22 protein-coding genes and 1 tRNA gene are annotated in these 25,157 nt (G+C 70.5%); 12 read left to right on the forward strand and 11 right to left on the reverse strand.

Annotation, left to right across the window (positions count from 1 at the left end):
* Positions 1 to 62 precede the first annotated feature (62 nt).
* Positions 63 to 1,349 carry a multidrug effflux MFS transporter gene (locus ASD23_RS11375; RefSeq protein ID WP_082571386.1) on the reverse strand — a complete coding sequence of 429 codons (1,287 nt, stop codon included), beginning with the start codon at positions 1,347 to 1,349 and terminating at the stop codon, positions 63 to 65.
* Between the two features lie 245 nt (positions 1,350 to 1,594).
* On the reverse strand, positions 1,595 to 2,761 hold the full coding sequence (locus ASD23_RS11380; protein WP_056010387.1) for an ROK family transcriptional regulator: 1,167 nt from the start codon (positions 2,759 to 2,761) through the stop codon (positions 1,595 to 1,597).
* A gap of 144 nt (positions 2,762 to 2,905) precedes the next feature.
* Between ASD23_RS11380 and ASD23_RS11385 the strand changes: the two genes are divergently transcribed.
* The 6 genes from ASD23_RS11385 to ASD23_RS11410 all read left to right on the forward strand — a co-directional run bounded on the left by ASD23_RS11385 (position 2,906) and on the right by ASD23_RS11410 (position 10,855).
* Entirely contained in the window at positions 2,906 to 4,201 is a 1,296-nt protein-coding gene (locus ASD23_RS11385; protein ID WP_056010390.1) for an extracellular solute-binding protein, read from the forward strand.
* Between the two features lie 13 nt (positions 4,202 to 4,214).
* Complete coding sequence (locus ASD23_RS11390) at positions 4,215 to 5,252, forward strand: carbohydrate ABC transporter permease (RefSeq protein WP_056010393.1); 1,038 nt, start codon at positions 4,215 to 4,217, stop codon at positions 5,250 to 5,252.
* Positions 5,249 to 6,118 (forward strand): carbohydrate ABC transporter permease, encoded by an 870-nt coding sequence (locus ASD23_RS11395; protein WP_056010396.1) that lies wholly within the window; start codon positions 5,249 to 5,251, stop codon positions 6,116 to 6,118. Before ASD23_RS11390 ends, ASD23_RS11395 begins: the two co-directional genes overlap by 4 nt.
* A 65-nt stretch (positions 6,119 to 6,183) precedes the next feature.
* Positions 6,184 to 8,571, forward strand: a complete 2,388-nt coding sequence (locus ASD23_RS11400; protein ID WP_056013047.1) for a beta-glucosidase family protein — start codon at positions 6,184 to 6,186, stop codon at positions 8,569 to 8,571.
* A complete protein-coding gene (locus ASD23_RS11405; protein WP_056010399.1) occupies positions 8,568 to 10,187 on the forward strand; it encodes a glycoside hydrolase family 43 protein in 1,620 nt (539 codons plus the stop codon). Before ASD23_RS11400 ends, ASD23_RS11405 begins: the two co-directional genes overlap by 4 nt.
* Complete coding sequence (locus tag ASD23_RS11410; protein ID WP_056010403.1) at positions 10,184 to 10,855, forward strand: polysaccharide deacetylase family protein; 672 nt, start codon at positions 10,184 to 10,186, stop codon at positions 10,853 to 10,855. The genes ASD23_RS11405 and ASD23_RS11410 overlap by 4 nt, the downstream gene beginning before the upstream one ends.
* Positions 10,856 to 10,909: 54 nt before the next feature.
* Here ASD23_RS11410 and ASD23_RS11415 read toward each other — a convergent pair whose 3' ends face one another.
* On the reverse strand, positions 10,910 to 11,941 hold the full coding sequence (locus tag ASD23_RS11415) for a LacI family DNA-binding transcriptional regulator (RefSeq protein ID WP_200941710.1): 1,032 nt from the start codon (positions 11,939 to 11,941) through the stop codon (positions 10,910 to 10,912).
* 114 nt (positions 11,942 to 12,055) lie between these two features.
* On the opposite strand from ASD23_RS11415, the gene xylA reads away from it, so the two are divergent.
* Together xylA and ASD23_RS11425 are read left to right on the forward strand one after the other, a co-directional pair.
* A complete protein-coding gene (xylA, locus tag ASD23_RS11420; RefSeq protein ID WP_056010409.1) occupies positions 12,056 to 13,246 on the forward strand; it encodes a xylose isomerase in 1,191 nt (396 codons plus the stop codon).
* A gap of 2 nt (positions 13,247 to 13,248) precedes the next feature.
* Positions 13,249 to 14,682, forward strand: a complete 1,434-nt coding sequence (locus ASD23_RS11425) for an FGGY family carbohydrate kinase (RefSeq protein WP_056010412.1) — start codon at positions 13,249 to 13,251, stop codon at positions 14,680 to 14,682.
* Between the two features lie 104 nt (positions 14,683 to 14,786).
* Here ASD23_RS11425 and groL read toward each other — a convergent pair whose 3' ends face one another.
* The 5 genes from groL to ASD23_RS11450 all read right to left on the reverse strand — a co-directional run bounded on the left by groL (position 14,787) and on the right by ASD23_RS11450 (position 18,963).
* Positions 14,787 to 16,406 (reverse strand): chaperonin GroEL, encoded by a 1,620-nt coding sequence (gene groL, locus ASD23_RS11430; RefSeq protein WP_056010414.1) that lies wholly within the window; start codon positions 16,404 to 16,406, stop codon positions 14,787 to 14,789.
* A 125-nt stretch (positions 16,407 to 16,531) separates the two neighbouring features.
* The gene (locus ASD23_RS11435; RefSeq protein ID WP_082571388.1) at positions 16,532 to 17,581 is read right to left on the reverse strand and encodes a DUF3048 domain-containing protein; all 1,050 of its coding nucleotides are present in this window, start codon (positions 17,579 to 17,581) and stop codon (positions 16,532 to 16,534) included.
* A gap of 76 nt (positions 17,582 to 17,657) precedes the next feature.
* Complete coding sequence (locus ASD23_RS11440) at positions 17,658 to 17,861, reverse strand: cold-shock protein (RefSeq protein ID WP_056010420.1); 204 nt, start codon at positions 17,859 to 17,861, stop codon at positions 17,658 to 17,660.
* A 232-nt stretch (positions 17,862 to 18,093) separates the two neighbouring features.
* Positions 18,094 to 18,639, reverse strand: a complete 546-nt coding sequence (locus ASD23_RS11445) for a LytR C-terminal domain-containing protein (protein ID WP_056010423.1) — start codon at positions 18,637 to 18,639, stop codon at positions 18,094 to 18,096.
* 27 nt (positions 18,640 to 18,666) lie between these two features.
* The gene (locus tag ASD23_RS11450; protein ID WP_199470538.1) at positions 18,667 to 18,963 is read right to left on the reverse strand and encodes a DUF3263 domain-containing protein; all 297 of its coding nucleotides are present in this window, start codon (positions 18,961 to 18,963) and stop codon (positions 18,667 to 18,669) included.
* Positions 18,964 to 19,193: 230 nt separating this feature from the next.
* On the opposite strand from ASD23_RS11450, the gene msrB reads away from it, so the two are divergent.
* Both msrB and ASD23_RS11460 read left to right on the forward strand, forming a co-directional pair.
* Positions 19,194 to 19,595: a peptide-methionine (R)-S-oxide reductase MsrB gene (gene msrB, locus ASD23_RS11455; protein ID WP_056010429.1), complete on the forward strand. Its 402-nt coding sequence runs from the start codon at positions 19,194 to 19,196 to the stop codon at positions 19,593 to 19,595.
* On the forward strand, positions 19,596 to 20,150 hold the full coding sequence (locus tag ASD23_RS11460; protein WP_235507726.1) for a nitroreductase family protein: 555 nt from the start codon (positions 19,596 to 19,598) through the stop codon (positions 20,148 to 20,150). It begins immediately after the preceding gene.
* Here the strand turns inward: ASD23_RS11460 and ASD23_RS11465 are convergent.
* The 3 genes from ASD23_RS11465 to ASD23_RS11475 all read right to left on the reverse strand — a co-directional run bounded on the left by ASD23_RS11465 (position 20,134) and on the right by ASD23_RS11475 (position 22,311).
* Positions 20,134 to 21,174, reverse strand: a complete 1,041-nt coding sequence (locus ASD23_RS11465) for a DMT family transporter (protein ID WP_235507727.1) — start codon at positions 21,172 to 21,174, stop codon at positions 20,134 to 20,136. The two genes, ASD23_RS11460 and ASD23_RS11465, sit on opposite strands and share 17 nt — an antisense overlap.
* A 1-nt stretch (position 21,175) precedes the next feature.
* Positions 21,176 to 21,248 (reverse strand) — tRNA-Thr (locus tag ASD23_RS11470).
* Positions 21,249 to 21,378: 130 nt separating this feature from the next.
* Entirely contained in the window at positions 21,379 to 22,311 is a 933-nt protein-coding gene (locus ASD23_RS11475) for a DsbA family protein (RefSeq protein ID WP_056010432.1), read from the reverse strand.
* Between the two features lie 246 nt (positions 22,312 to 22,557).
* Here ASD23_RS11475 and ASD23_RS11480 point away from each other — a divergent pair, with 246 nt between their 5' ends.
* Together ASD23_RS11480 and ASD23_RS11485 are read left to right on the forward strand one after the other, a co-directional pair.
* Complete coding sequence (locus ASD23_RS11480) at positions 22,558 to 23,658, forward strand: ABC transporter ATP-binding protein (RefSeq protein WP_056013056.1); 1,101 nt, start codon at positions 22,558 to 22,560, stop codon at positions 23,656 to 23,658.
* Between the two features lie 172 nt (positions 23,659 to 23,830).
* On the forward strand, positions 23,831 to 25,153 hold the full coding sequence (locus tag ASD23_RS11485) for a DUF4032 domain-containing protein (RefSeq protein ID WP_056010435.1): 1,323 nt from the start codon (positions 23,831 to 23,833) through the stop codon (positions 25,151 to 25,153).
* Positions 25,154 to 25,157: the final 4 nt, after the last annotated feature.

Below are 25,157 nucleotides of genomic sequence, written 5' to 3' on the forward strand. Positions count from 1 at the left end.
CGTCGGGCCCGCGGCATCCGCGTGAGGTCGCCGCCGATTTCGCCGACGGATGCCGCGCGCCGTCAGTCGCTCAGCGGCGGCACCGTCTTCGGACGCACGAGCAGCCACAGGGCCGCGATCGCCACGACGCCCGCGAGCAGCATCACGAACGCCATGGGCACGGCGCTGCCGACGCCCATGAGGCCGATGAGCGGCGAAATGGCACCGGCGAGGCCGAAGTTCAGCGCCCCGAGCAGTGACGCCGCCGTGCCGGCCTCGGCGCCGTGGTGGGCAAGCGCGAGCACCTGCACCGCGGGGAACGCGAAGCCGCACGCGAGGATGTAGAACCAGAGCGGGACCGCGGTGCCCCAGAATCCGGCGCCGGAGGCGTCGAGCGCCATGATCGTCGCGGCCATCGCGAGGTGCACGACCGTCGTGCCCGCGAGGATCCACTGCGGCTGCACGGAGCCGCGCATGAGTCGCGAGCTGACCTGCACGCCGACGATGACGCCGACCGAGTTCACGGCGAAGAGCAACCCGTACTCCTGCGCGTTGAAGGAGTAGACCTCCTGGAAGAGGAACGACGAGGTCGAGAGGTACCCGAACAGGCCGGTGAACGTCATGCCGCCGATGATGGCAGCGCCGAGGTAGACGCGATCGCGGAAGAGCGCGGCGTAGCGATCGCGCAGGGTCGAGTGGCCCGAGATCCCGCGGCGCGACGGCGGCAGGGTCTCGACGATGAAGAACGCGACTGCCACGACGACGACCGCACCGTACACCGCGAGCACGACGAAGATGCCGCGCCAGTCCATGACCTGGAGGAGCTGGGAGCCGATGACCGGGGCGAGCACGGGAGCGAGCCCGTTCACGAGCGCGAGACGCGACAGCATGCGCACGAGGGGCTTGCCGCCGAAGAGGTCGCGCACCATCGCCATCGCGACGACGCCGCCGGCCGCGGCGCCGAAGCCCTGCAGCAGGCGGAAGACCGAGAGCCAGACGATGTCGGGAGCGAAGGCGGCCGCGAGGGATGCCGCGATGTGCAGCGCCGTCGCGAGGATGAGCGGGAGGCGCCGTCCGACCTTGTCGCTCCACGGTCCGACGATGAGCTGGCCGAGGCCGAACCCGATCATGGTGCCCGTGAGCGTCAGCTGCACGGCCGACGCCGAGACGCCGAGCTCGTCCTGCAGCACCGGGAAGGCCGGCAGGTACAGGTCGATCGTGAACGGGCCGAGGGCGGTGAGCGCGCCGAGCACGAGCACGTAGACGAGTCGTTGCCGACTGGTCAGCCGGTCGCCCGGGTGCACGCCGACGACGGGGGTCGACCTGGTGTCGTCGGGGCGGATGATCGGGATGGAGCTGGTTGAGGACATGTGCGTTCCAGGCGTGCTCGGATGCGGCGGCGCACGCCCTCGGGCGCCGGGAGACTGGGCGGCGGCGTTCCGTGGGACACCGCCGGGTGGGATTCGGCCTTCGCGCGGCTCGAATCGATTCGACAGGGTTCGATTGTAGCCCAGGTCGGTTGCCCCGAGGCAACTCCGAGTCGCATTCGGTTTCATGTACGGATCGCGGGACCGGCTGGGCGGGCCCTTCCGAGGCGTCCGGCGCGCGCCGAGCCTCAGTCCGCGAGCGGATCCGCCAGGAGCCGCGCGAAGGCGAGTTCAGCGGCGCCGATGAGCAACCGGTTCTCGCCGAGCTCGGCGACCCTGATGTCGAGTCCCTCGCTCGCCACCGGCAGGCATTGCGCCGCGACCGCCGCCTCGAGCGCCGCTGCATCGTGCGTAGCGAGCGTGGCGAGGAACCCCCCGAGCACGATGAGCGACGGGTTCAGCACGTTGACGGCGTTGCCGAGCGCGGTCGCGAGGATGCGCTGCTGCCTGGCGAGCTCTTCGGCGACGGCGAGACCGCCGGACGCCGCGATCGCGGCGGCGAGCGTCGGCTCGTCGGCGTGCGTGAGTCCGACGACCTGCAGCAGGCGGGCACGACTCACCTCGTCCTCCAGCACGCCGTCGGGCACGCGGCGATCGTCCTGCCTCGCGATGCCCGGACGGTTCTGGCCGAACTCTCCGGCGTACCCCCGCGTGCCGCTGACGAGACGACCTCCGACCACCAGCCCGCCGCCGATGCCGCTCGCACCGCCGTTGAGGTAGACGAGGTCGTCGACTCCCCGCCCGGCGCCGAAGAGGTGTTCGGCCCGAGCACCGAGGCTCGCATCGTTCGCGACGCCGGCGGGCAGGCCCGTGGCCGACTCGACGAGCTCCCGCACCGGGGCATCCGTCCACTCGAGGTGCGGCGCCCAGCGCACGAGTCCGTCGTCGGAACGCACCTGGCCGGGCACGGCGAGGCCGACCCCGACGATGCGGGCGTCGCGCAACTCGGTCGTCCGCCATCGGGCCAGGACGCCGGCAACGAGGTCCGCCGTCTCTGCGGGTGTCACGAGGTGGTCGACCTCGAGGCGCTCGCGCACCACGATCCGCGCGTTCAGTCCGACCGCGGCGATGGTCACGGCGTCGACCTCGGGGTTGACCACGATCGCCTGCACCGAGGGGTGCGCCGCGACGACCGGCGACGGCCGCCCCACCCGGTTCGTCGGGTCGGGCGCCCGCTCCTCGACGAGACCGAGGTCGGCGAGCTCGGAGGCGAGCGAGGCGACCGTGGAGCGGTTCAGGCCGGTCTCCGCCGTGAGCCGGGCACGCGAGAGCGGTCCTTCGAGATGCGCCAGCACGAGAAGTTTCGAGAGGTTTCGACGATGCACGCCGTCGAACGTGCCGGTTCGGTCTGCCACTCGCCCACTCTATGTTCTCGGAGCCGCGGGCCGACGGTCGACGCGCATAATTTGTTGCGCTTGACGGCAAATCCGCTCCGGGCTAGAGTTCCGGTGTCCAGATCACTTTCGGCGTTGAGGCCGAAACTTTCGAGAGGTTCAACGATGAACACACGAGGCATCGGCAGGTTCACCGCCATCGGCGCCGCCGCGGCACTTGCCGTGGGGGCGCTGGCGGGGTGCAGCGCCGGCGGCGAGGAATCGGGCGACGGGGACGTGTCCCTGACGTTCTGGCACAACTCCACCACCGGTGACGGCAAGGCCTACTGGGAGGCGACCGCAGCCGCCTTCGAGGAGGAGAACCCGGGCGTCACGATCGACATCCAGGCGATCCAGAACGAGGACATGGACGGCAAGCTCCAGACCGCCCTCAACTCCGGCGACGCACCCGACATCTTCATGGCGCGCGGCGGCGGCAAGCTCGCGGCAGTCGTCGAGGCCGGTCAGGCGCAGGACCTCAGCGCCGCGCTCTCCGACGAGACGAAGACCGCCCTCGGCGAGGGCGCGCTCTCGGCGTTCACGGTCGACGACAAGCTCTACGGCGTGCCGTCCTCGGTGCTGCCGGGCGGCATCTACTACAGCAAGGACCTGTTCGCACAGGCCGGCATCACCGAGACGCCGACCACGTTCGACGAGCTCGGCGAGGCCGTCGACAAGTTGAAGGCCGCCGGCATCGATCCCATCGCGCTCGGCGCGAAGGACGCCTGGCCCGCCGCTCACTGGTACTACTTCTTCGCCCTCCGCGAGTGCGGCCAGGACGTCATCACGGGCCTGACCGAGGACCCCAGCTTCTCCGACGAATGCTGGCTCCGCGCCGGTGAGGACCTCGAGGAGTTCGCGGGCATCGAGCCGTTCAACCAGGGCTTCCTGACCACGACCGCCCAGCAGGGCGCCGGCTCCTCCGCCGGCCTCGTCGCGAACCACAAGGCCGCGATGGAGCTCATGGGCGCCTGGGACCCGGGAGTGATCGCCTCGCTCACGCCCGATGAGAAGCCCCTGCCCGACCTCGGCTGGTTCCCCTTCCCCGAGGTCGACGGCGGCGACGGCGAAGCCGGTGCGCTCATGGGCGGCGTCGACGGCTTCTCCTGCTACGTCGATGCTCCCAAGGAGTGCGGCGAGTTCCTCGAGTTCGCCTCGCAGAAGGAGTACCAGGAGGGCTACGCGAACGCGTTCGTGACCCTGCCCGCCAACAAGGACGCCCAGGGCGTCGTGACCGACCCCGCCCTGCAGGAGGTGCTCGCCGCCGTGAACGAGGCCCCGTACGTCTCGGTCTGGCTCGACACGCTCCTCGGCCAGAACGTCGGCAACGCGCTGAACGTCGGCGTCGTCGACCTGCTCGCCGGCAAGGGCTCCGCCCAGGGCATCGTCGACGCGGTCGACGACGCGATCAAGAAGGGCTGAGGCCGAACTCACCATGAGCGTTCGCACCAACTCTCCCGTCGCGGGACGAGTCGACGCGGACGACGTCGCGGCCGGAGGCGGCTCGCCGTCTCCGGCCGCCGGCCGGGTCGTCGCGACGTCGCCCGGCGCCCGACGTCGCCCCCGCCGAGACCTCCGCAAGACCATCGAGATCGCCGTGCTCGTGGGCCCGGCGCTCCTCATCTTCCTGGCCTTCGTCATCTTCCCGGTCGTCATGGCCGGCTACTACGGCTTCTTCCGGTGGAAGGGCTTCGGGCCGCCGACCGACTTCGTCGGCCTGCAGAACTACGTCACGATCTTCCAGGACCCCACGTTCCACGAGGCGGTCGCGCACAACGCGATCATCGTCGTGATGTCCCTCGTGCTGCAGGGCCCGGCGGCGCTCCTCCTCGCCCTCCTCCTGAACCGCCCGATGCGCGGGCAGTCCGTGATCCGCGTGCTCATCTTCGCGCCGTACGTGATCGCCGAAGTCGTCGTCGGCACGGGCTGGAGCCTCATGCTCCAGAGCGAGGGCGCCCTGAACGGGCTCCTCGAGAAGATCGGACTCGGTGCCTTCACCCAGGACTGGCTCGCCGACCCGGGCATCGCCATGTGGACCCTCCTCGGCATCATCACCTGGAAGTACATCGGATTCGCCGTCATCCTCTTCCTGGCGGGCCTCCAGGGCATCCCGCAGGAGCTCACCGAGGCGGCGCAGATCGACGGCGCCTCCTACTGGCAGATCCAGCGCCGCATCACGCTGCCGCTGCTCGGCCCGACCCTGCGCATCTGGGCGTTCCTGTCGATCATCGGCTCGCTGCAGCTGTTCGACCTCGTCTACATCATCTGGGGCCAGTACGTCGCCTCGACGGCCGGCACCTCGACCATGGCGACCTACATGGTGGCGAACGGGCGCAACGCGGGCAACTACGGCTACGGCAACGCCGTCGCCGTCGTGCTCTTCCTCATCTCGCTCGTCGTCGCCCTCGTCTACCAGCGCTACGTTCTCCGCCGCGATACCGCCGGCGCCCTCACCGAACGGACGGACCGATGACCGCATCGATCGCCCTGCCCCGGCCTCCGCGGCCGCGCCAGTCCGGCAAGCTGCCCTGGGGCAGCCCCGCCATCTACTTCGTCGGCATCGTCGTGATCTCGCTCATGCTCGCGCCGATCGCGTACATCATCATCGGCGGCTTCCGCACGAACTCGCAGATCACGACGGACCCGTCGGCACTGCCGTCGCCCTGGGTGTTCACGAATTACGCCGACGTGCTCGTCAGCAGCACCTTCTGGGGCGAGGTGCTGAATTCCACGGTCGCCGCGGTCGTGACCACTGTGGGCGTCGTCGCGCTCGGACTCATGGCGAGCTACGTGCTCGCGCGCTACCGCTTCAAGGCCCGCGGCCTGCTCTACGCGATGTTCGCGGCGGGACTCATGTTCCCGATGACGGTGGCGATCACCCCGCTGTACCTCGTGGTGCGCAACCTCGGCCTCATGAACTCCCTCGGCGGCATCATCCTGCCGCAGATCGCGTTCGCCCTGCCGACGACGATCATCATCCTCGTGCCGTTCCTGCGGGCCATCCCCGACGAGATCGAGGAGGCGGCATCGATCGACGGAGCCTCGCGTCTCGGCTTCTTCTGGCGGATGGTGGTACCGCTGGCACTGCCGGGCGTGATCACGGTCGGCATCCTCGCGTTCATCTCGAGCTGGAACAGCTACATCCTCCCCCTGTTCATCCTGAACAACGAGGCCGCGTTCACCCTGCCGCTCGGCGTGCAGGCGTTCGCGTCCCAGTATTCCGTCGACACGGCCAAGGTGCTCGCGTTCACGTCGCTGTCGATGATCCCCGCGCTCGTGTTCTTCAGCATCTTCGAGCGGCGCATCGTCGGCGGCCTCACGGGAGCGGTCAAGGGATGACCGAGCCGACGACGACGGATGCAACGACCCACGCCACGAACGACACCACGAACACGGATGCCAGGATGACGAACACCACGACCCGACCCGCCGCGGCGACCGAGCCGCCGACCACCTCCCCCATCGCCGCCGATGAGCCGTGGCGCGACCGCTCGCTGCCCGCCGACGAGCGAGCGCGCGCGCTCATCGCCGTGCTCACCCTCGAGGAGAAGGTCGCCCAGCTCTACGGAATCTGGATCGGCGCCTCCGACGACGGCGCGGACGTCGCCCCGCACCAGCACGAGATGACCGGCACGGTGGACCTCGACGCCCTGCTTCCCCGGGGCCTCGGCCAGATCACCCGCCCCTTCGGCACGGCACCGGTCGATGCCGCACTCGGAGCGCAGTCGCTCGCACGGCTGCAGGAGCGTATCGCGGCATCGAGCAGGTTCGGCATCCAGGCGCTCGTGCACGAGGAGTGCCTCGCCGGCTTCGCCGCGTACGGTGCCACGGCCTACCCCGTGCCACTCTCGTGGGGAGCCACGTTCGACCCGGGGCTCATCGAGCAGATGGCACGCCGGATCGGCGCCGACATGCGCTCGGTCGGCGTGCACCAGGGCCTCGCGCCAGTGCTCGACGTCGTGCGCGACGCACGATGGGGCCGGGTCGAGGAGACGATCGGCGAGGACCCGTACCTCGTGGGCAGTGTCGGCACGTCGTACGTGCGCGGGCTCGAGGCATCCGGCATCGTGGCGACGCTCAAGCACTTCGTCGGATACTCGGCCTCGCGAGCCGGCCGCAACCTGGCGCCCGTCTCGGTCGGCGCGCGGGAACTCGCCGACGTGCTGTTGCCGCCGTTCGAGATGGTCGTGCGCGAGGCGGCGCCGCGTTCGGTGATGAACGCGTACACCGACCTCGACGGCGTGCCGACCGCGGCCGACCGCGACCTGCTCACCGGACTCCTGCGCGAGACCTGGGGCTTCGACGGCACCGTGGTCGCCGACTACTTCTCGGTCGCCTTCCTCCAGACGCTGCACGGCACCTCGGGCGACCTCGGCGACGCTGCGGTCGCCGCGCTCGAGGCCGGCATCGACGTCGAACTGCCGACCGTGCACGCCTTCGGCGAGCCGCTCATCGCCGCCGTCGAGGGCGGACGCGTCGCCGAGTCGGTCATCGACCGGGCGCTGCTCCGCGTCCTCGTGCAGAAGGTCGAGCTCGGCCTCCTCGACGAGCCGGCCGAGCACGCGGTCTCGACCGGGACGAAAGGGTCCGTCGACCTGGACTCCCCCGAGAACCGCGACCTCGCGCGCCGGATCGCGGAGCAGGCGATCGTGCTGCTGCACAACGACGGAACGCTGCCGCTCGCGGCGCCGACCCGGATCGCCGTCATCGGGCCGACGGCCGACGACCCCCTCGCCGTCCTCGGATGCTACGGCTTCCCGACGCACGTCGGCGTCCACCACCCCGAGAGCGGGCTGGGCATCGAGCTCCCCACCCTCGTCGAGGCACTCCGCGAGGAGTTCCCCGGTGCCGAGATCGCCCTCGCGGCGGGAACCTCGATCGTCGGCGGCGAGACCGACGGCTTCGCCGAGGCCGCCGAGCTCGCGGCATCCGCCGACGTCGTGGTGCTCGCCCTCGGCGACCGCGCCGGCCTCTTCGGCCGCGGCACGAGCGGCGAGGGCTGCGATGCGGAGACCCTCGACCTTCCGGGCGCTCAGGGCGCCCTGCTCGAGGCCGTCCTCGACGCCGGAACGCCGACCGTGCTCACGCTCCTCGCCGGTCGCCCGTACGTGCTCGGCACGGCGCCGGAGCGCGCCGCCGGCATCGTGCAGGCGTTCTTCCCGGGCGAGGAGGGCACACGGGCCCTCGCCGCGATCCTCTCGGGCCGGGTCAATCCGAGCGGCCGGCTCCCCGTGAGCGTGCCGGCCACGCCGGGTGCGCAGCCGTCGACCTATCTCGCGTCGACGCTCGCGCGGCGCAGCGAGGTGTCGAACATCGACCCGACGGCCAGGTATCCGTTCGGCCACGGCCTCGGCTATGCCCCGTTCGCGTGGAGCGACCTCGTCATCGACGAGACCGAGTCGACGACCGCCGCCAGCTTCCGGATGTCGCTCACGATCGAGAACACCGGCGACCGCACGGGTGCCGAGATCGTGCAGTTGTACCTGCATGATCCCGTGGCCTCCGTCGTGCGACCGCTGCAGCGGCTCATCGGGTTCGAGCGCGTCGAACTCGAGCCCGGGGCATCCGTACGGCTGGGGGTCGAGGTGCCTGCCGACCTCGCCTCGTTCACCGGTCGCGACGGCCTCCGCATCGTCGAGCCGGGAGCGCTCGTGCTCGGCTTCGGGCATTCGAGCGGCGACCTGGCCCTGACCGCGGCGGTCGAGCTCTCGGGGCCGGTGCGCGTGGTCGACCAGACGCGAGCGCTCCACCCCGTCTGGACCGCCGAGCGCATCGGCACGGATTCGCCGTGACCGCGGCGCGCAATCCGGTGCTGCCGGGCTTCCATCCCGATCCGAGCATCTGCCGAGTGGGCGACGAGTTCTTCGTGGTGACCTCGACGTTCGAGTACTTCCCGGGCCTGCCAGTGCACCGTTCCCGTGATCTCGTCGAATGGGAACTGATCGGACACGTCGTGCACCGCGAGGAGCAGCTCGACCTGTCGACGGTGGCGGCGTCGGGGGGCCTCTTCGCGCCGACGATCCGCCACCACGACGGCCGCTTCTTCGTCGTGTGCACGCTCGTCGGCGGGGAAGGCCGGCAGGGCAACTTCGTCGTCACCGCGACCGATCCGGCCGGCCCCTGGTCCGACCCGGCGTGGATCGAGGAGGCAGCCGGCATCGACCCGTCCCTGCTCTTCGACGACGACGGTCGGGCCTGGTGGTGCGGCACCCGGCTCGCCGAGCCCGGCGAATGGCACGACCAGACCGAGGTGTGGGTGCGGGAGCTCGATCTCGCGACCATGACGCTCGTCGGCGAGGAGCACGTCGTGTGGCACGGCGCCGTCGAGGGCGCCGTCTGGGCGGAGGGTCCGCACCTCTACCGCCTCGACGGCGAGGTGCTGCTCCTCGCGAGCGAGGGCGGCACCGATCGCCACCACGCGGTCAGCGCGGCTTGTGGCGCAGGCCCGACGGGCCCGTTCACGGGCTCGAAGGCGAACCCGCTGCTCACCCACCGTCATCTCGGCGGCGGAGTCGGGGTCGCGAACGTCGGGCACGCGGACCTCGTCGACGACGGCCGCGGCGGCTGGTGGGCGACCGCGCTCGCCACCCGGCGTCTTCCCATCGGCGACCCGAACGCCGATGTCACGCGCGCCGACGCCCTGCAGGGCCGCGAGACATGGCTCGTCCCTGTGGTCTTCGAGGACGGGTGGCCGGTGTTCGCGCCCGGCGAGGGTCGCCTGCGCGCCGAGGTCGACGTCCCGTGGGCCGAGGGCCCGGCCGCCGGGCCGACGATGCTCGTCGACGACTTCGACGGGCTCGCTCCGCATCCCGAACTGCTCACGGTGCGCACCGCCGTCGGCTCACCGAGGGTGCAGCTCGGCGAACGGCCCGGACACCTCCGTCTGCACGCCGTGTCCGGCAGCCTCGCGGAACTCGCCCCGCACGCGTTCGCGGGCTTCCGCCTCGAGCAGCCGACGGCGACCCTCGCGACGGTGGTCGAGGTGCCGGATGCCGCGCCGCCCGGCATGCTCGCCGGCCTCGCGCTGCGCCTCTCCGAGCACCGCCACCTGACGTTCGGCGTGCGCGCGCGTGGCAGCGGCCGCGTCGTGGAGCTCGTGCTCCATGTCGACGGCGAGGACTGGGTGCTCGGTCGCGCGGAGGTGCCGGGGGGACGAGTCGGCCTCGTCCTGGAGATCGACGGCTTCGCGGCGATCGCCCGGCTCGAGCACGACGAGCGGCGCATCGACGTCGGCTCCGCCGACCTCTCTCCCCTCAGCCCGAGCACGGGCGGAGGAACAGGATTCGCCGGCGTCGTGGGCGGGGCGTTCGCGATCGGCGCTCCCGGCACCGATGAGCACGGCGCAGCAGGCGCGGCCTGGGCCGACTTCGACCTGCTGAGCCTCGTGCACACGGCCGAACCCGCATGACCGGACGGGGTCCGGAGGTCGTCCCCGGCGGGGCGATCGACCCCGTCACCACTCCCGTGGACCACGCGAACGACTCCGGCGACGTCTCCGCCCTCACCTTCGACGACGGCCCGAGCCCGGATGCGACGCCCGCGCTGCTGGACTTCCTCGCCGAGCACGACGTGAAGGCGGTGTTCTGCGTCATCGGCCGCAACGTCACCGCACCGGGCGGCGCGGCGATCCTCCAGCGGATCGTCGCCGAGGGCCACGTGCTCGGCAACCACTCGACGAGCTTCGCCGACATGGGCTCGTGGCCGGCAGCAGAGGTGCGGGCCGATCTCATCGCGAACCTCGCGATCATCCGCGAGGCGCTCGGCGACGTGAACCAGCCGGTGCCGTTCTGGCGGGCGCCCAACGGCAGTTGGGGTGCCACCCAGCGGGTCGCGGTCGAGCTCGGCATGCAGCCGCTCGCCGTCGTGAACACGATCGACGATTGGGCGACGCAGGATGTCGCGACGCTCACGTCGAACCTGCGTGCGGCGATGAGGCCCGGCGAGATCGTGCTCCTGCACGACGGCGGTGGCGACCGGGCCGGCACCCTCGCCGCAGTGGAGACGGTCGTGATGGAGCGTCTCGCCGACGGTTGGGGCTTCGCCTTCCCGAGGGGCGCCGTTCATCGGCATCCGTGACCCCGGCGACGCCCTCGCCGAGGAAGCATCGTCGGTGTCGCGGGCGGATCGTCCCTACTCGGCCGGCGGTGCCGTGCTCTCGCGCACGACGAGGTTCGTCGCGAGGTCCATGCGCGGGGTGGTCTCGGGCTGTTCATCGCTCAGGCGGATGGCGAGTCGGGCGGCCTCCTCGCCCATGCGGCGGAGCGGCTGGTGCACCGTGGTGAGCGGCGGGCTCACCCAGGGTGCCAGCGAGATGTCGTCGTAGCCGACGATCGAGAGGTCGTGCGGAACGGCGAGCCCGGCTTCGCGCGCGGCATCGAGGGTGCCGAGCGCCTGCATGTCGCTGCCGGCGAAGATCGCGGTCGGGCGGAGATCGGTCGGCAGCGCCAGCAGCTCGCGGGCCCGGTCTCGACCGCCCGCGATCTCGAAGGTGCCGAAGCGAACCCATGCCGGATCGACGGGGAGCCCGGCGGAGTTCATGGCGCTGCGGAACCCGTCGAGCCTCGCGAGCGAGCACATCATGTCCTCGGGACCCGTGATCGTCGCGATGCGGCGGTGCCCGAGCTCGATGAGATGGCGAGTCGCAGCGAGGCCGCCCGACCAGTTGGCCGAACCGACACTCGGTACGTCGGGCGACGGGTCGCCTGCCGGGTCGACGATCACGAAGGAGATGCCCCTGGCGCGGAGTCGTTCGCGATACTCGGGCGAGATCTCCGAGAAGACGAGCACGACGCCCACCGGGCGACGACGGATGACGCCGTCGATCCAGTCGGGGTCGGGTGCGTGCCGGTCGCCGCTCACCGTGAGCACGACGCTCAGCCCGTGCTCCTTCGCCACGGCTTCGACGCCGCCGATGAGTTCCATCGACCAGATGGAATCGAGGCCGTGGAAGACCAGTTCGAGCAGCTCGGGCCGGGATTCGGAACGACCCGCGCCGCGGCGCACGTATCCGCGCTCGTGCAGCGCATGCTCGATGCGCTCCCTCGTCGCTTTCGACACGTCGGCACGGCCGTTCAGCACCTTGGAGATCGTCGAGAGGCTCGAACCCGTCTCCTCGGCGATCTCGGCGAGGGTCACTCGGTCGCCCGCGACTTCGGTCTTCATGTTTCGAATCATAATCGCGAAAGTTGCGGACCCGGAAGACTTGCGCGGGCGGGTCGCCCAGTTTATGTTGTACATGCCAACAAATCACCGATGACGCTGAAAGGCGGATCACCCATGGCCACCGCGCCCTCCCGTGACGACAAGTTCTCCTTCGGCCTCTGGACGGTCGGGTACGACGGCACCGACCCGTTCGGCGGCCCGACCCGCACGCCCCTCGATGTCGTGCACGTCGTCGAGAAACTCGACGAGCTCGGCGCCTACGGCCTGACGTTCCACGACGACGACCTGTTCGCATTCGGGTCGACCGATGCCGCGCGCCAGAAGCAGATCGACCGCCTGAAGGGCGCGCTCGACGCGACCGGCCTCATCGTGCCGATGGTCACCACCAACCTCTTCTCGGCCCCCGTCTTCAAGGACGGCGGCTTCACCGCCAACGATCGCGACGTGCGACGCTTCGCGCTGCGCAAGGTGTTCCGCCAGCTCGACCTCGGCGCCGAGCTCGGCGCGAAGACGTTCGTCATGTGGGGCGGCCGCGAGGGCGCCGAGTACGACTCCGCGAAGGACATCCGCCAGGCGCTCGAGCGCTACCGCGAGGCCGTGAACCTCCTCGGCGACTACGTCACCGACAAGGGCTACGACATCCGGTTCGCCATCGAGCCCAAGCCCAACGAGCCCCGCGGCGACATCCTGCTGCCGACCCTCGGCCACGCGATCGCGTTCATCGACTCGCTCGAACGGCCCGAACTCGTGGGCCTCAACCCCGAGGTCGGGCACGAGCAGATGGCGGGCCTGAACTTCGCCGCCGGCATCGCCCAGGCGCTCTTCCACGGCAAGCTCTTCCACATCGACCTCAACGGCCAGCGCGGCATCAAGTACGACCAGGACCTCGTGTTCGGCCACGGCGACCTGCACAACGCGTTCGCGCTCGTCGACCTGCTCGAGAACGGCGGCCCCGGCGGCGTGCCCGCGTACGAGGGCCCGCGCCACTTCGACTACAAGCCCTCGCGCACCGAGGACGAGAAGGGCGTGTGGGAGTCCGCCGCCGCGAACATGCGCACCTATCTGCTGCTCAAAGAGCGGGCCGCGGCCTTCCGCGCCGACCCCGAGGTGCAGGAGGCGCTCGAGGCCGCGAAGGTCTTCGAACTGTCGACACCGACCCTGAACGAGGGCGAGACCTACGACGAGTTCCTCGCCGACCGCTCGGCCTACGAGGACTTCGACGCAGCGGCCTACCTCGGCGGCAAGGGCGGCGGCTTCGTGCGCCTGCAGCAGCTCGCGACCGAGCACCTGCTGGGCGCTCGATGACGATGCCGCTCGCGGATCACCGTGCCAGGCTCGTCGCGGGCGTCGACTCGTCGACGCAGGCCTGCAAGGTCGTGATTCGGGATGCCGCGACCGGAGCGCTCGTGCGCTCCGGTCGCGCGGCCCACCCGGGCGGCACCGAGGTCGATCCCGCGGCGTGGTGGGGTGCGATGCTCTCCGCGTTCGCCGACGCCGGCGGGCTCGACGACGTCGCCGCGATCTCGATCGCCGCCCAGCAGCACGGCATGATCGTGCTGGACGCCGAAGGATGCGTCATCCGCGATGCCCTGCTCTGGAACGACACCCGATCCGCCCAGGCGGCGCTCGACCTCATCGCCGAGGTCGGCGCGAGCGAGTACGCCAGGCGCACAGGCGTCGTGCCGGTCGCGTCGTTCACGGCCACGAAGCTCCGCTGGCTGCGCGACGCCGAACCGGATGCCGCGGCTCGCGTCGCGGCGGTGGCCCTCCCCCACGACTGGCTGACCTGGCGCCTGCGGGGCTTCGGTCCGGTCGGCGAGTCGTCGCTCGGGCCCCGGCTGGACGAGCTCACGACCGATCGCTCGGATGCGAGCGGCACGGCGTACTGGGGCCCGAACGGCTACGACCTGGATCTGGTCGCCCGTGCGCTCGGGCACGTCCCGGTACTGCCGCGCGTACTCGCCCCGAACGCGGGCGCGGGACGCACGCCCGACGGCATCCTCGTGGGCGCCGGAGCCGGCGACAACGCCGCCGCTGCGCTCGGCCTCGATGCATCCGCCGGTGACGTCGTGGTCTCGATCGGCACGAGCGGCACGGTCTTCGCCGTGACGGATGCCGCCATCGCCGATCCCTCCGGCACGGTCGCCGGGTTCGCCGATGCGACCGGGCGCAGCCTACCGCTCATCGCCACCCTGAACGCGGCGCCCGTGCTCGATGTCACGGCCGCCCTGCTCGGAGTCGACCACGCGGAACTCGGCCGACTCGCGCTCGAGGCCGTGCCCGGCTCATCCGGTGCCGTGCTCGTGCCGTACTTCGAGGGCGAACGCACGCCGAACCTTCCCGACGCGACCGCCTCGTTCTCTGGTCTCACGTTCGCCAATACGACGCGGGCATCGGTCGCGCGCGCTGCGATCGAGGGCCTCCTGTGCGGCCTCGCCGACGGCCTCGATGCCGTGCGAGGGCAGGGCGTCGACGCGGCCCGCATCCTGCTCATCGGCGGTGCGGCGCAGAATCCAGCGGTGCAGGGCATCGCCGCCCAGGTCTTCGACGTGCCGATCGTCGCGCCGGCACGCGGGGAGTACGTCGCCGACGGCGCCGCCAGGCAGGCGAGGTGGGCGCTCACCGGTGAACGCCCGTCGTGGCCGCTCGACATCGACGCAGAGCTCGCGAGCGACACGCGTGAGGTGATCCGGACGCAATACGCCCGCGCACGCCTGACGAGCGCGCACCGACCCGGCTGAGCGGGTGGGAGCGAGCGCCTGACACGCGCGCACGAACCCGCTGACACGACGATGGGCGCCTCCCTCTCGGGAGACGCCCATCGTTTCGTTGCGTGAGGCGCGGACTAGAAGTCCATGCCGCCCGTCGGGTCGCCGGCCGGAGCCGCGTTCTTCTCGGGCTTGTCGGCGACGACGGCCTCGGTGGTGAGGAAGAGGCCCGCGATCGACGCTGCGTTGAGCAGCGCGGAGCGGGTGACCTTCACCGGGTCGTTGATGCCGGCAGCGAGCATGTCGACGTACTCGCCGGTCGCGGCGTTGAGGCCCTGGCCGACCGGGAGGTTGCGCACGCGGTCGACGACGACGCCCGGCTCGAGGCCGGCGTTGAGGGCGATCTGCTTGAGCGGAGCGTCGATCGCGACGCGGACGATGTTCGCGCCGGTCGCCTCGTCGCCCGTGAGCTCGAGCTTCTCGAATGCGGTCTTGCCGGCCTGGATGAGGGCGACGCCACCACCGGCGACGATGCCCTCTTCGACGGCTGCCTTCGCGTTGCGCACGGCGTCTTCGATGCGGTGCTTGCGCTCCTTGAGCTCGACCTCGGTCGCCGCACCCGCCTTGATGACGGCGACGCCGCCGGCGAGCTTGGCGAGGCGCTCCTGGAGCTTCTCGCGGTCGTAGTCGGAGTCGGTGTTCTCGATCTCCTTGCGGATCTGCGCGACGCGGCCGGCGATGGCCTCCTCGTCGCCGCCACCCTCGACGATGGTCGTCTCGTCCTTGGTGATGATGACCTTGCGAGCCGAGCCGAGCAGGTCGAGGGTGACGTTCTCGAGCTTGAGACCGACCTCCTCGGAGATGACCTGGCCACCGGTGAGGGTCGCGATGTCCTGCAGCTGCGCCTTGCGACGGTCGCCGAAGCCGGGGGCCTTGACGGCGACCGACTTGAAGATGCCGCGGATCTTGTTGACGATCAGCGTCGCGAGTGCTTCGCCGTCGACGTCTTCCGCGATGATGAGGAGCTGCTTGCCGGTCTGGATGACCTTGTCGACGATCGGCAGCAGGTCCTTGATGTTCGAGACCTTGCCGTTGACGATCAGGATGTAGGGGTCTTCGAAGACCGCTTCCTGGCGCTCGGGGTCGGTGACGAAGTACGCCGACAGGTAGCCCTTGTCGAAGCGCATGCCCTCGGTCAGCTCGAGCTCGGTGCCGAAGGTGTTCGACTCCTCGACGGTGACGACGCCCTCCTTGCCGACCTTGTCGATCGCCTCGGCGATGAGCGCGCCGATCTGCTCGTCGGCGGCCGAGATCGAAGCCGTTGCGGCGATCTCTTCCTTCGTCTCGACGTCCTTCGCGTTGGCGAGGAGCTCGGCCTCGACGGCGCGGACGGCCTTCTCGATGCCGCGCTTGAGCGAGATGGGGTCGGCGCCTGCTGCGACGTTGCGGAGGCCCTCGCGCACGAGCGCCTGGGCGAGCACGACCGAGGTCGTGGTGCCGTCACCGGCGACGTCGTCGGTCTTCTTGGCGACCTCCTTGACGAGCTCGGCACCGATCTTCTCGTACGGGTCGTCGAGCTCGATCTCCTTGGCGATCGACACACCGTCGTTCGTGATCGTGGGTGCGCCCCACTTCTTCTCGAGCACGACGTTGCGTCCGCGCGGGCCGAGGGTCACCTTCACCGCGTCGGCGAGCGTGTTGAGGCCACGCTCGAGGCCACGACGGGCCTCCTCGTTGAAAGCAATGATCTTTGCCATGTGTTTCTCTCGTCCTTTCCCGGACGTCTTCAAAGATTCGTTGGGTTAGCACTCAAAACGAGTGAGTGCTAAATCGATTCTGGCACTCGACCGCCATGAGTGCAAGCGAGCCCGAGGCTGTCCGCTCAGGGCGTGAAGGTCGCCGAACCCTCGTTCGGCACGAGCTCGACCCACGTGTTGCCGGGAGCAAGCCGCAACGGTGAGCCGTCGTCGGCGGTCAGGACGATCGGCGACCCCGCGGCATCCTTCGCCCAGGTGCCGTGCGCCGTCCGGCCTCCGGCCGAGACCCAGGCCTCGCCCGAACCGATCATGACGGTCTTCGGCACCTCGCCGTAGCTCCAGTCGATCCCGACGCGGAGCGTCACGACGTTCACGGCACGCACGCGCTCCCCCGACGCCTCGAGATCCGGTTCGCCCTCCTGCGAACGGAGCCAGGCGGATGTCCCGCCATCCCAGTCCCACGCGGGGAACCGATCCTCGGAGAACACGAGGTCGATGCGCGAGGTCGGCGCGGCAGCGAGCGCCGGGGCAGCGAGCGGATCGGCGGTGCCGTAGCTGAACTGCCCCGGAGGCGGTGCGAGCGCGGCGTTGCGGGCGACGGCCTCGGCGGAGTCGAGGATCACGTCGTGCGGGCCGGGCCGCTCATCGGCACGGGTGAAGAGCCCCGTCTCGTCGAAGTCGAAGACGATGTTCACGAGGGGCGTCGCCATCATCATCGCGACGAACTGGTCCTGCCCGCCCGAGTAGGCGATGATGCCGCCGAAGGGCGAGGCGATGTCGGGGTCCATGGGACGGATCGACCGAACGGGACCGACCTCGTCGGGCACGTCCGAATGCCAGACCGCGACGTACCGCGTCAGGCCGCCCTCGACGAGTTCCTCGAAGACGATGTCGGTGCGATTCAGCGCGATCTGCGGGCGCGCCTCCTCGTGGTTGTCGATCTTCACCGCGAGGGACGGGTGGGCGAGCGCGGCCGCCTCCGCCGGCGTTCCGCGCAACGGCGCGAACGACACCGCCGACGCAGCGGCGTCGGCAGAGGGCCTGGCAGCGGCCTCGGTCGGCGCGGCATCCGGCTCCGTCGCCGACTGGCAGCCGGCCAAGAGCAGCGATGCCGCCAACAGCGCGCCGATCCGCGCTCCCCGACGATGCGGAGCACGCCCCGCCAGCGCTCTCATGCGGTCAGCGTAGACCCGCGCCTCTCAGGAGACGCGAGAACGCGCCGCCGGACCGGCGGCGCGCTCGCGGATCTCATCAGGCCGGGCGGACGCCCTCTGCCTGCGGCCCTTTCGAACCCGTGCCGACCTCGAAGACGACCTGCTGCCCCTCCTCGAGGACCTTGTACCCCGACATGTCGATCGCGGAGTAGTGGACGAAGACGTCTTGACCCCCCTCGTCGACCGTGATGAATCCGTAGCCCTTTTCAGCGTTGAACCACTTGACGGTTCCGTTCGCCATGCGTTGCTCCCATGTTGCAGTGTCCGATCAGCACGCGCCCGTGGCCTGTGCCGGACCACTCGGTCGAGCGCAGGGCGCCAGGGACGGAACCATGCGCTCGCGCTGGCGAGCGGCCGAAACCAGATACTCACGAGTGGGCGCTGCTGCACAAGGGTCTGCGGAGCGGAGCGGATATCGGAATGGCAACGATTCGCGGCGACGCCGAGGCCGCGGACGCCCGAGTGTCGCGCGGTCAGCCGGCCGTGGCGGTGGCGTAGTCGGAGCCGAGCACGACCACGAGCTGGTTGCCGGTGGCGGCGAACTGGTCGGACACGCGCACATCCGCCTCGGGCAGGAACTGCGCGACGCCGCGGGCGGCGCCCTCGAGCTCGGGGGTCGCGTAGTAGACGACCGTCTCGGTCAGGGTGTCGTCGCTCGCGTTGGCCGTCGACCCGACCGGGACCCCGTTCGCGGTGAGCGTCTCGGCGGCCTGCGCCGCGAGGCCGGCCGTCGCGGTGCCGTTCAGCACCAGCACGGGGATGTCGGGTGCGATCACGGGCTCGGCGGTGACGACGGGCGTGGCGCTCGGCGTCGCGACGGGGGTGTCGCCGAAGTTCAGCCGGTCGTTGAAGATCATGACCCCGCCGATGCCGACGGCGACGAGCACGACGGTCGCGAGCGCAGCCCAGCCGAAGGTGATCCATCCGGCGCCCCGGCGCACCGGCGCCCGGTGGGCACCGACACGGTCGATGCCGTGCGGGATCGAGTCGAAACGATCGCGGGGGAACTTCTGCGCCATGGGTCCAGTCGTCTGTCGGGGCCGCGCTCAGTCGAGCGGTCGGCCGATCGAGAGGGAGCGACGCGATCGCGCCGCCGCGCGGGCCGCACGCATCCGCTGCAGCCGCTTGACGAGCATCGGGTCGTGCCTCAGCGCCGCGGGTGAATCGATGAGCTCGCCGAGGATCCGATAGTAGCGGGCCGCCGAGATGCCGAACTCATCGCGGATCGCCTCGGCCTTGGCACCCGGATGCTGCCACGCGCGCGACTCGAACGCGAGCACTCGCTCGTCGCGCTCGTCGAGCTTCGATTCGGCGGGAGGGTGCGGCAGGCGCTCGGCGCTCATGCGGTCCTCCCGTCGAGGCGAGCCGGATGCACCGCCTGACGTCATCCTAGACACCGACGCCTCCGCACGAGCCGAGTCGCGACGGCGTGTACCGGCCCGCCCGATCCGGCACCCGGAGCGGCCGGGCCGGAACACCCGGGCGTGCGGCTGCGTTGCACCCCGTGTCGGACACTCACTGGCGGACCTGCGACCATGGAGGAGCACCGACGCGAGCACCGGGAGGACCTTTCATGGCGTACAACGTGGACAAGACCGACGACGAGTGGCGCGCGGAACTCGGCGACGAGCAGTACGCCGTGCTCCGCGAAGCGGCGACCGAACGCCCGTGGACCGGCGAACTCCTCGACGAGGAGCGCGCCGGCGTCTACTCCTGCGCCGCCTGCGGCGCCGAGCTGTTCAAGAGCGGCACCAAGTTCGACTCGGGCTGCGGCTGGCCGAGCTTCTACGAGTCCGTGCGCCCCGAGGCCGTGCAGCTCATCGAGGACTCGTCGCTCGGAATGGTGCGCACGGAGGTGCGCTGCGCGAACTGCGGGTCCCACCTGGGCCACGTCTTCCCCGACGGCTTCGGCACGCCAACCGGCGACCGCTACTGCATGAACTCGATCGCCCTCGACTTCTCCGCCGAGTCCTGAGTGGCAGCGTCCGTCCGCGAGGCGATGCTCGCGCGGCGCTCCTCGCCGAAGGTCACGGAGGTCGCGCCCGACGACGCCGAGATCGTCGCGCTGCTCGACGTGGCCGGCCGGGTCGCCGACCACGCCGCGCTCCGGCCGTGGCGGGTCATCGCGTTGCGCGGCGAGGCACGGAATCGACTCGGTGATGCCCTCGCCGCGGCGGCCGGCCTCGACGGCGAGCACGGCGCGCGTCTCGCCGCCAAGCCGTTGCGAGCTCCGCTGCTCCTCGCGATCGTCGCGTCGACGACCTCGCACTTCAAGGTTCCCGCCTGGGAGCAGGAGTCCGTCGCCGCGGGCGTCGCCCACCAGCTGAGCCTGCTCCTCGACGACGCCGGGTGGGGCGTCATGTGGCGATCGGGGCCGCACACGCGGCATCCGCTGGTGGCCGAGATGCACGGCCTGGTCGACGGCGAGCTCCTGCTGGGCTGGCTGTACGTCGGCGGCCTGCCCGACGGCGCGCGGGCCGACCGCGGCCCCGAAGTGGGCGCGGCCTCGAGGTTCAGCTCGCTGCGGTGACCTCGGCGGGCGGCAGCGCGTGCTTGCGCCGACCCCAGCGGATCGACGCCACGCCCACGGCGATGAGCGCCAGCACGGTGCCGCCGATCGTCGCGATGCCGACCGGGCGGTCTGCCGTCGGCAGCAGCAGGTCGAGGGCGAGCGCCGCGACGAGCTGCCCCGCGACGCCGCAGAGGGCGAGCAGCAGCACGCCGAGTCGGCGCACGAGCATCGCCTGGCCGGCGATGAAGATGCAGCCGAGCGCCCCACCCGCGTAGAGCCAGGGTTCGGTCGGCAGCGCCGAGGGCCACCCGGCGGATGCCGCGTGCACGAGCATCACGACGACGAGCGCCGTCGTCCCGACTGCGAAGTTGAACACCGTCGCCGTCAGGGCGCTCTCGGCGACCGCCTTGACCCGGCCGTTGACGGCCTGCTGCCAGGATGCGCCGACGCCGGCCGTGAACGGCAGGACCATGAGCAGGATCGGCGCGTCGCCGGCGAGCTGGGCCGACACCGCCCAACCGATCGCCGCGAGTGCGAGCACGGCTCCGACCACGCGCGTCGCGCTCAGCGGGCGGCGCCCGCCGGGGCCGAGCCCGATGAGGTCGAACACGATGCCGCCCACGGTCTGCCCCGCGACGATGGCGATCGTGAACAGGGCGACGCCGATGACACCGGCCGAGAGCCCCTGCGTCGTCACGAACCACGCGCCGGCGAGACCGCCGAGCACCATCCACCAGGGCAGCGTGCGGCCGCGCAGCTCGCCGACGACCTTCGCGAGCCCTGCCCGACCCGGTTTCCACATGGGAAGCACGAGGAGCAGGATCACGAGCCCGCTGCCGAAGGAGAACGCCGCGGCGACGAACGGGTCGTCGAGCGCCACGGCGAGCTGCCCGTTGACGCGCGACTGGAGTGCCGTGCCGGCGCCGAAGAGGAGCGCGAGCACGAGCGCGATCCACATGGGGATGCGCGAGTGCTCGACGTGCTGGTGGTGCGGGAGCGGGGTGCCGTCGGACGGCCGGTGTTCTGCTGCGTGCTGAGTCAAGAGCCGGCTATGGGACTCGAACCCACAACCCCCGCTTTACAAGAGCGGTGCGCTACCAATTGCGCCAAGCCGGCGAGGGCATGCCTCACGGACATCCTACCGATGGCCGGGCGCGGAGCCGGCATGGCCAGGTCGGCGGTCGCCGGACGAACGAAGGCCCGGCACATGGCCGGGCCTTCGAAGCGATCTCGCGCGCCGTGCGCGCTACTGCGCGGGAGTCGGCGTCGGCGTCGGCGAGGGCGTCGAGGTCGACTCGGAGAACGTCTCCCCGGTCGCCTGGAGCACGAAGGACTGGAATTCGGCCGGGTCGGTCAGCGAGCCCTCGTACTGCTTGCCGTTCACGAGCACCGTGGGGGTGCCCTTGATGGCCTCGAGGTCGGAGTTCGGCACCGGTTCGGTCAGGGCGCGCGTCGTGGCATCCTGCACCCACTTCTTGAAGGAGGTGTCGTCGATGCACTGCTCGATCGTCGACAGCGAGCTCACGCCCGCCTCCTTCGCGAGCGCCTTGAGCTCGCTGTTGTCGAGACCCGTGGAGGTCTCCTCCGGCTGGTTCGCGAAGAGCAGCTCGTTGTAGTCGAAGAACGAGTTCGGCGAGGTGTTCGCCACGCACGCGGCGGCGTTCGCCGCTCGCAGCGAGTACTGGGTGCCGGCCGACTTGTTGGTCAAAAGTGCGATCGGGTGCACCTCGAGCGTCGCGGCCCCCGATTCGACCATCGTGCGGATCGAGTCGGAGTTCGTCGTCTCGAACTGTCCGCAGAAGGGGCACAGGTAGTCGATGTAGGTGACGATGTTGGCCACCGTGCCGCTGTCGTCGGGCACGGTCGGCGTCGGCGCCTCGCCCGCGTCCAGCGCCGGGGTCTCGGTCGCGGTGATCACGCCGTCGACGCCCGTGAGCAGGATGCCGTCGCTCGCCATGTTGGCCGGGCCGGGGCCCGCCGGCTTGACGCTGTTGAAGATCAGGGTGCCGATGATCGCCGCGATCGCGACGACGGCCAGGATGACTCCGCCCTGGATGAGCCACTTGTTGCGCCGTTCGCGCTTCTTCTGCTCCTCGCGGAGCACCCGCGCCTTCTCGCGCGCGGCTTCGCGCTGCTCGTTACGGGTGGGGCGTGGCTGATTCGATCCGCCGTTGCTCATCGATGGTCACTCCGGTCGCTGTGTGGGCGCGCATGTATGCATGCAGACGCACACACGATAGTAGGGACGATCGCTGTGAAACACCCAAACGGATTCCGGGAACTCCCCGGATCCGGGCTGTGCCCGGATCCCGGCCGGATTCGGAGCACGCTTCCCCGCGTGCGATACTGAGTGGGCGTCAGCGTCGACGCAGTCCATCACTACGGATCGTCCGGCACGTACCTGCCGGTGAAGGAGAACACGAAAATGGCGTCAGTCACGTTCGACAAGGCAACCCGCCTCTACCCCGGCGGCACTCGTCCCGCCGTCGACCAGCTCGACCTCGAGGTCGCAGACGGCGAGTTCCTCGTCCTCGTCGGCCCCTCCGGTTGCGGCAAGTCCACCTCGCTCCGCATGCTCGCAGGCCTCGAAGAGGTCAACGAGGGCAACATCTTCATCGGCGACCGCAACGTCACCGACGTGCCGCCGAAGGACCGCGACATCGCGATGGTCTTCCAGAACTACGCGCTCTACCCGCACATGACCGTCGCCGAGAACATGGGCTTCGCCCTGAAGATCGCCGGCGTCGGCAAGGAGGAGCGCGCAGCTCGCGTCCTCGAGGCTGCGAAGCTCCTCGACCTCGAGCCGTACCTCGCGCGCAAGCCGAAGGCGCTCTCGGGCGGCCAGCGCCAGCGCGTCGCCATGGGCCGCGCCATCGTGCGTCAGCCCCAGGTCTTCCTCATGGACGAGCCGCTGTCGAACCTCGACGCGAAGCTCCGCGTGCAGACCCGCACCCAGATCGCCTCGCTCCAGCGCCGCCTCGGCGTCACGACCGTCTACGTCACGCACGACCAGACGGAGGCCCTCACCATGGGCGACCGCATCGCCGTGCTGAAGGACGGCCTGCTCCAGCAGGTCGGCACCCCGCGCGACCTGTACGAGAAGCCCAACAACGTGTTCGTGGCCGGCTTCATCGGCTCGCCCGCGATGAACCTCTTCCACGCCGACCTGGTCGACGACGGTGTGAAGTTCGGCACCGCGACCGTTCCGGTCGACCGCGAGACGCTCGCCCAGTCGAGCGGCAAGGTCGCCACGATCGGCGTGCGCCCCGAAGACATCACCGTCTCCCCCGTGCAGGGCGAGGGCCTCGCGGTCGAGGTCGACCTCGTCGAGGAGCTCGGCGCCGACGGCTACCTCTACGGCCACTCCATGGTCGAGGGCAAGCGCACCGACATCGTCGCGCGCGTCGACGGCCGCATGCACCCGAACGCCGGCGACAAGGTCTACCTGACCGCGACGCCGCACCACGTGCACCTGTTCGACATCGAGTCGGGCGACCGCCTCGGCACGAAGGCCGTCGTCAGCTGACGCGACACTGTCGACCGGTGATGCCGGCCGGGCTCCCGCCCGGCCGGCATCGCTGTTTCTCCGCGGCATCCGACGCGGCCCTTCGACCCCGACTACGCTGAGGCACCAATGAGCGGATCACACTCCATCACGTCGTCTCAATGCGGCCCGACCCGACTACGCTGAGGCACCAATGAGCGGTTCACTCTCCATCACATCGGCCATGGCCGATCCGGCCCTCCTCGACCTCCCGTGGGACCTCCCGCTCGAGGCCTGGCCGAGCGACACGATCGCGGCGCTGCCGAAGGGCATCTCGCGTCACCTCGTGCGCTTCGCCCACCTCGGCGCGCACATCGTGGCGATCAAGGAGACGACGGCCGAGATGGCCAAGGGCGAGTACGAGATGCTGCGCACGCTGCAGCGGCTCGACATCCCCTGCGTCGAACCGGTCGCCGTGATCACCAACCGCAGCGACGCCGAGGGCGACGCACTGAAGCCCGTGCTCGTCACCCGGCACCTGCGGTTCTCGCTCCCGTATCGGGCGCTGTTCTCCCAGACCCTGCGCCCCGACACCGCGACGCGACTCGTCGACGCCCTCGCGGTGCTGCTCGTGCGCCTCCACATCGTCGGCTTCTTCTGGGGCGACGTCTCGCTCTCGAACACCCTCTTCCGCCGTGATGCCGGCGCGTTCGCGGCCTACCTCGTCGATGCCGAGACCGGCAAGCTCTACGAGGGCGGCCTCTCGAACGGCCAGCGCGAGAACGACCTCGAGATCGCGCGCGTGAACATCGCCGGCGAGCTCCTCGACCTCGAGGCGGGCGGCAAGGTCGCCGACGAGCTCGACCCGGTGAACATCTCGAACGGCATCGTCGAGGCGTATCGCAGTCTCTGGCTCGAGCTCACCGGTTCCGAGTCGTTCTCGAACGCCGAGCGCTGGCGCATCAACGAACGCGTCAATCGGCTCAACGAGCTCGGCTTCGACATCGAGGAGCTCGCGATCAAGACGGATGAGTCGGGCACGACCGTGCGCATCCAGCCGAAGGTCGTCGACGCGGGGCACCACCAGCGGCGTCTCCTCCGGCTGACGGGACTCGACGCGGGCGAGAACCAGGCTCGACGGCTCCTCAACGACCTCGACTCCTACCGGGCGGCCTACGGCAAGACGGAACTCGACGAGGAGATGGTCGCGCACGAGTGGCTCATGCGCGTGTTCGAGCCCGTCGTGCGGGCGATCCCGCTCGACCTGCGCGGCAAGCTCGAGCCGGCCGAGGTCTTCCACCAGTTGCTCGATCACCGCTGGTTCCTCGCGCAGCAGGCGGGCCACGACATCCCGCTCGCCGAGGCCGTGAGCTCCTACATCAACACCGTGCTGCGCCACCGGCGAGACGAGGCGACCGTGATCGGCCCGCCGACCGGCACCTTCACGTCGCCGATCGAGACGATCCCGTCGACCGACACGGCGGCGTTCGCCGCGCTCGACCCCGATGACGACGGCGACTGGCGCGCGAACGTCTGACTGC

The sequence above is a fragment of the Agromyces sp. Root1464 genome (assembly GCF_001427265.1).
GTDB lineage: Bacteria > Actinomycetota > Actinomycetes > Actinomycetales > Microbacteriaceae > Agromyces > Agromyces fucosus.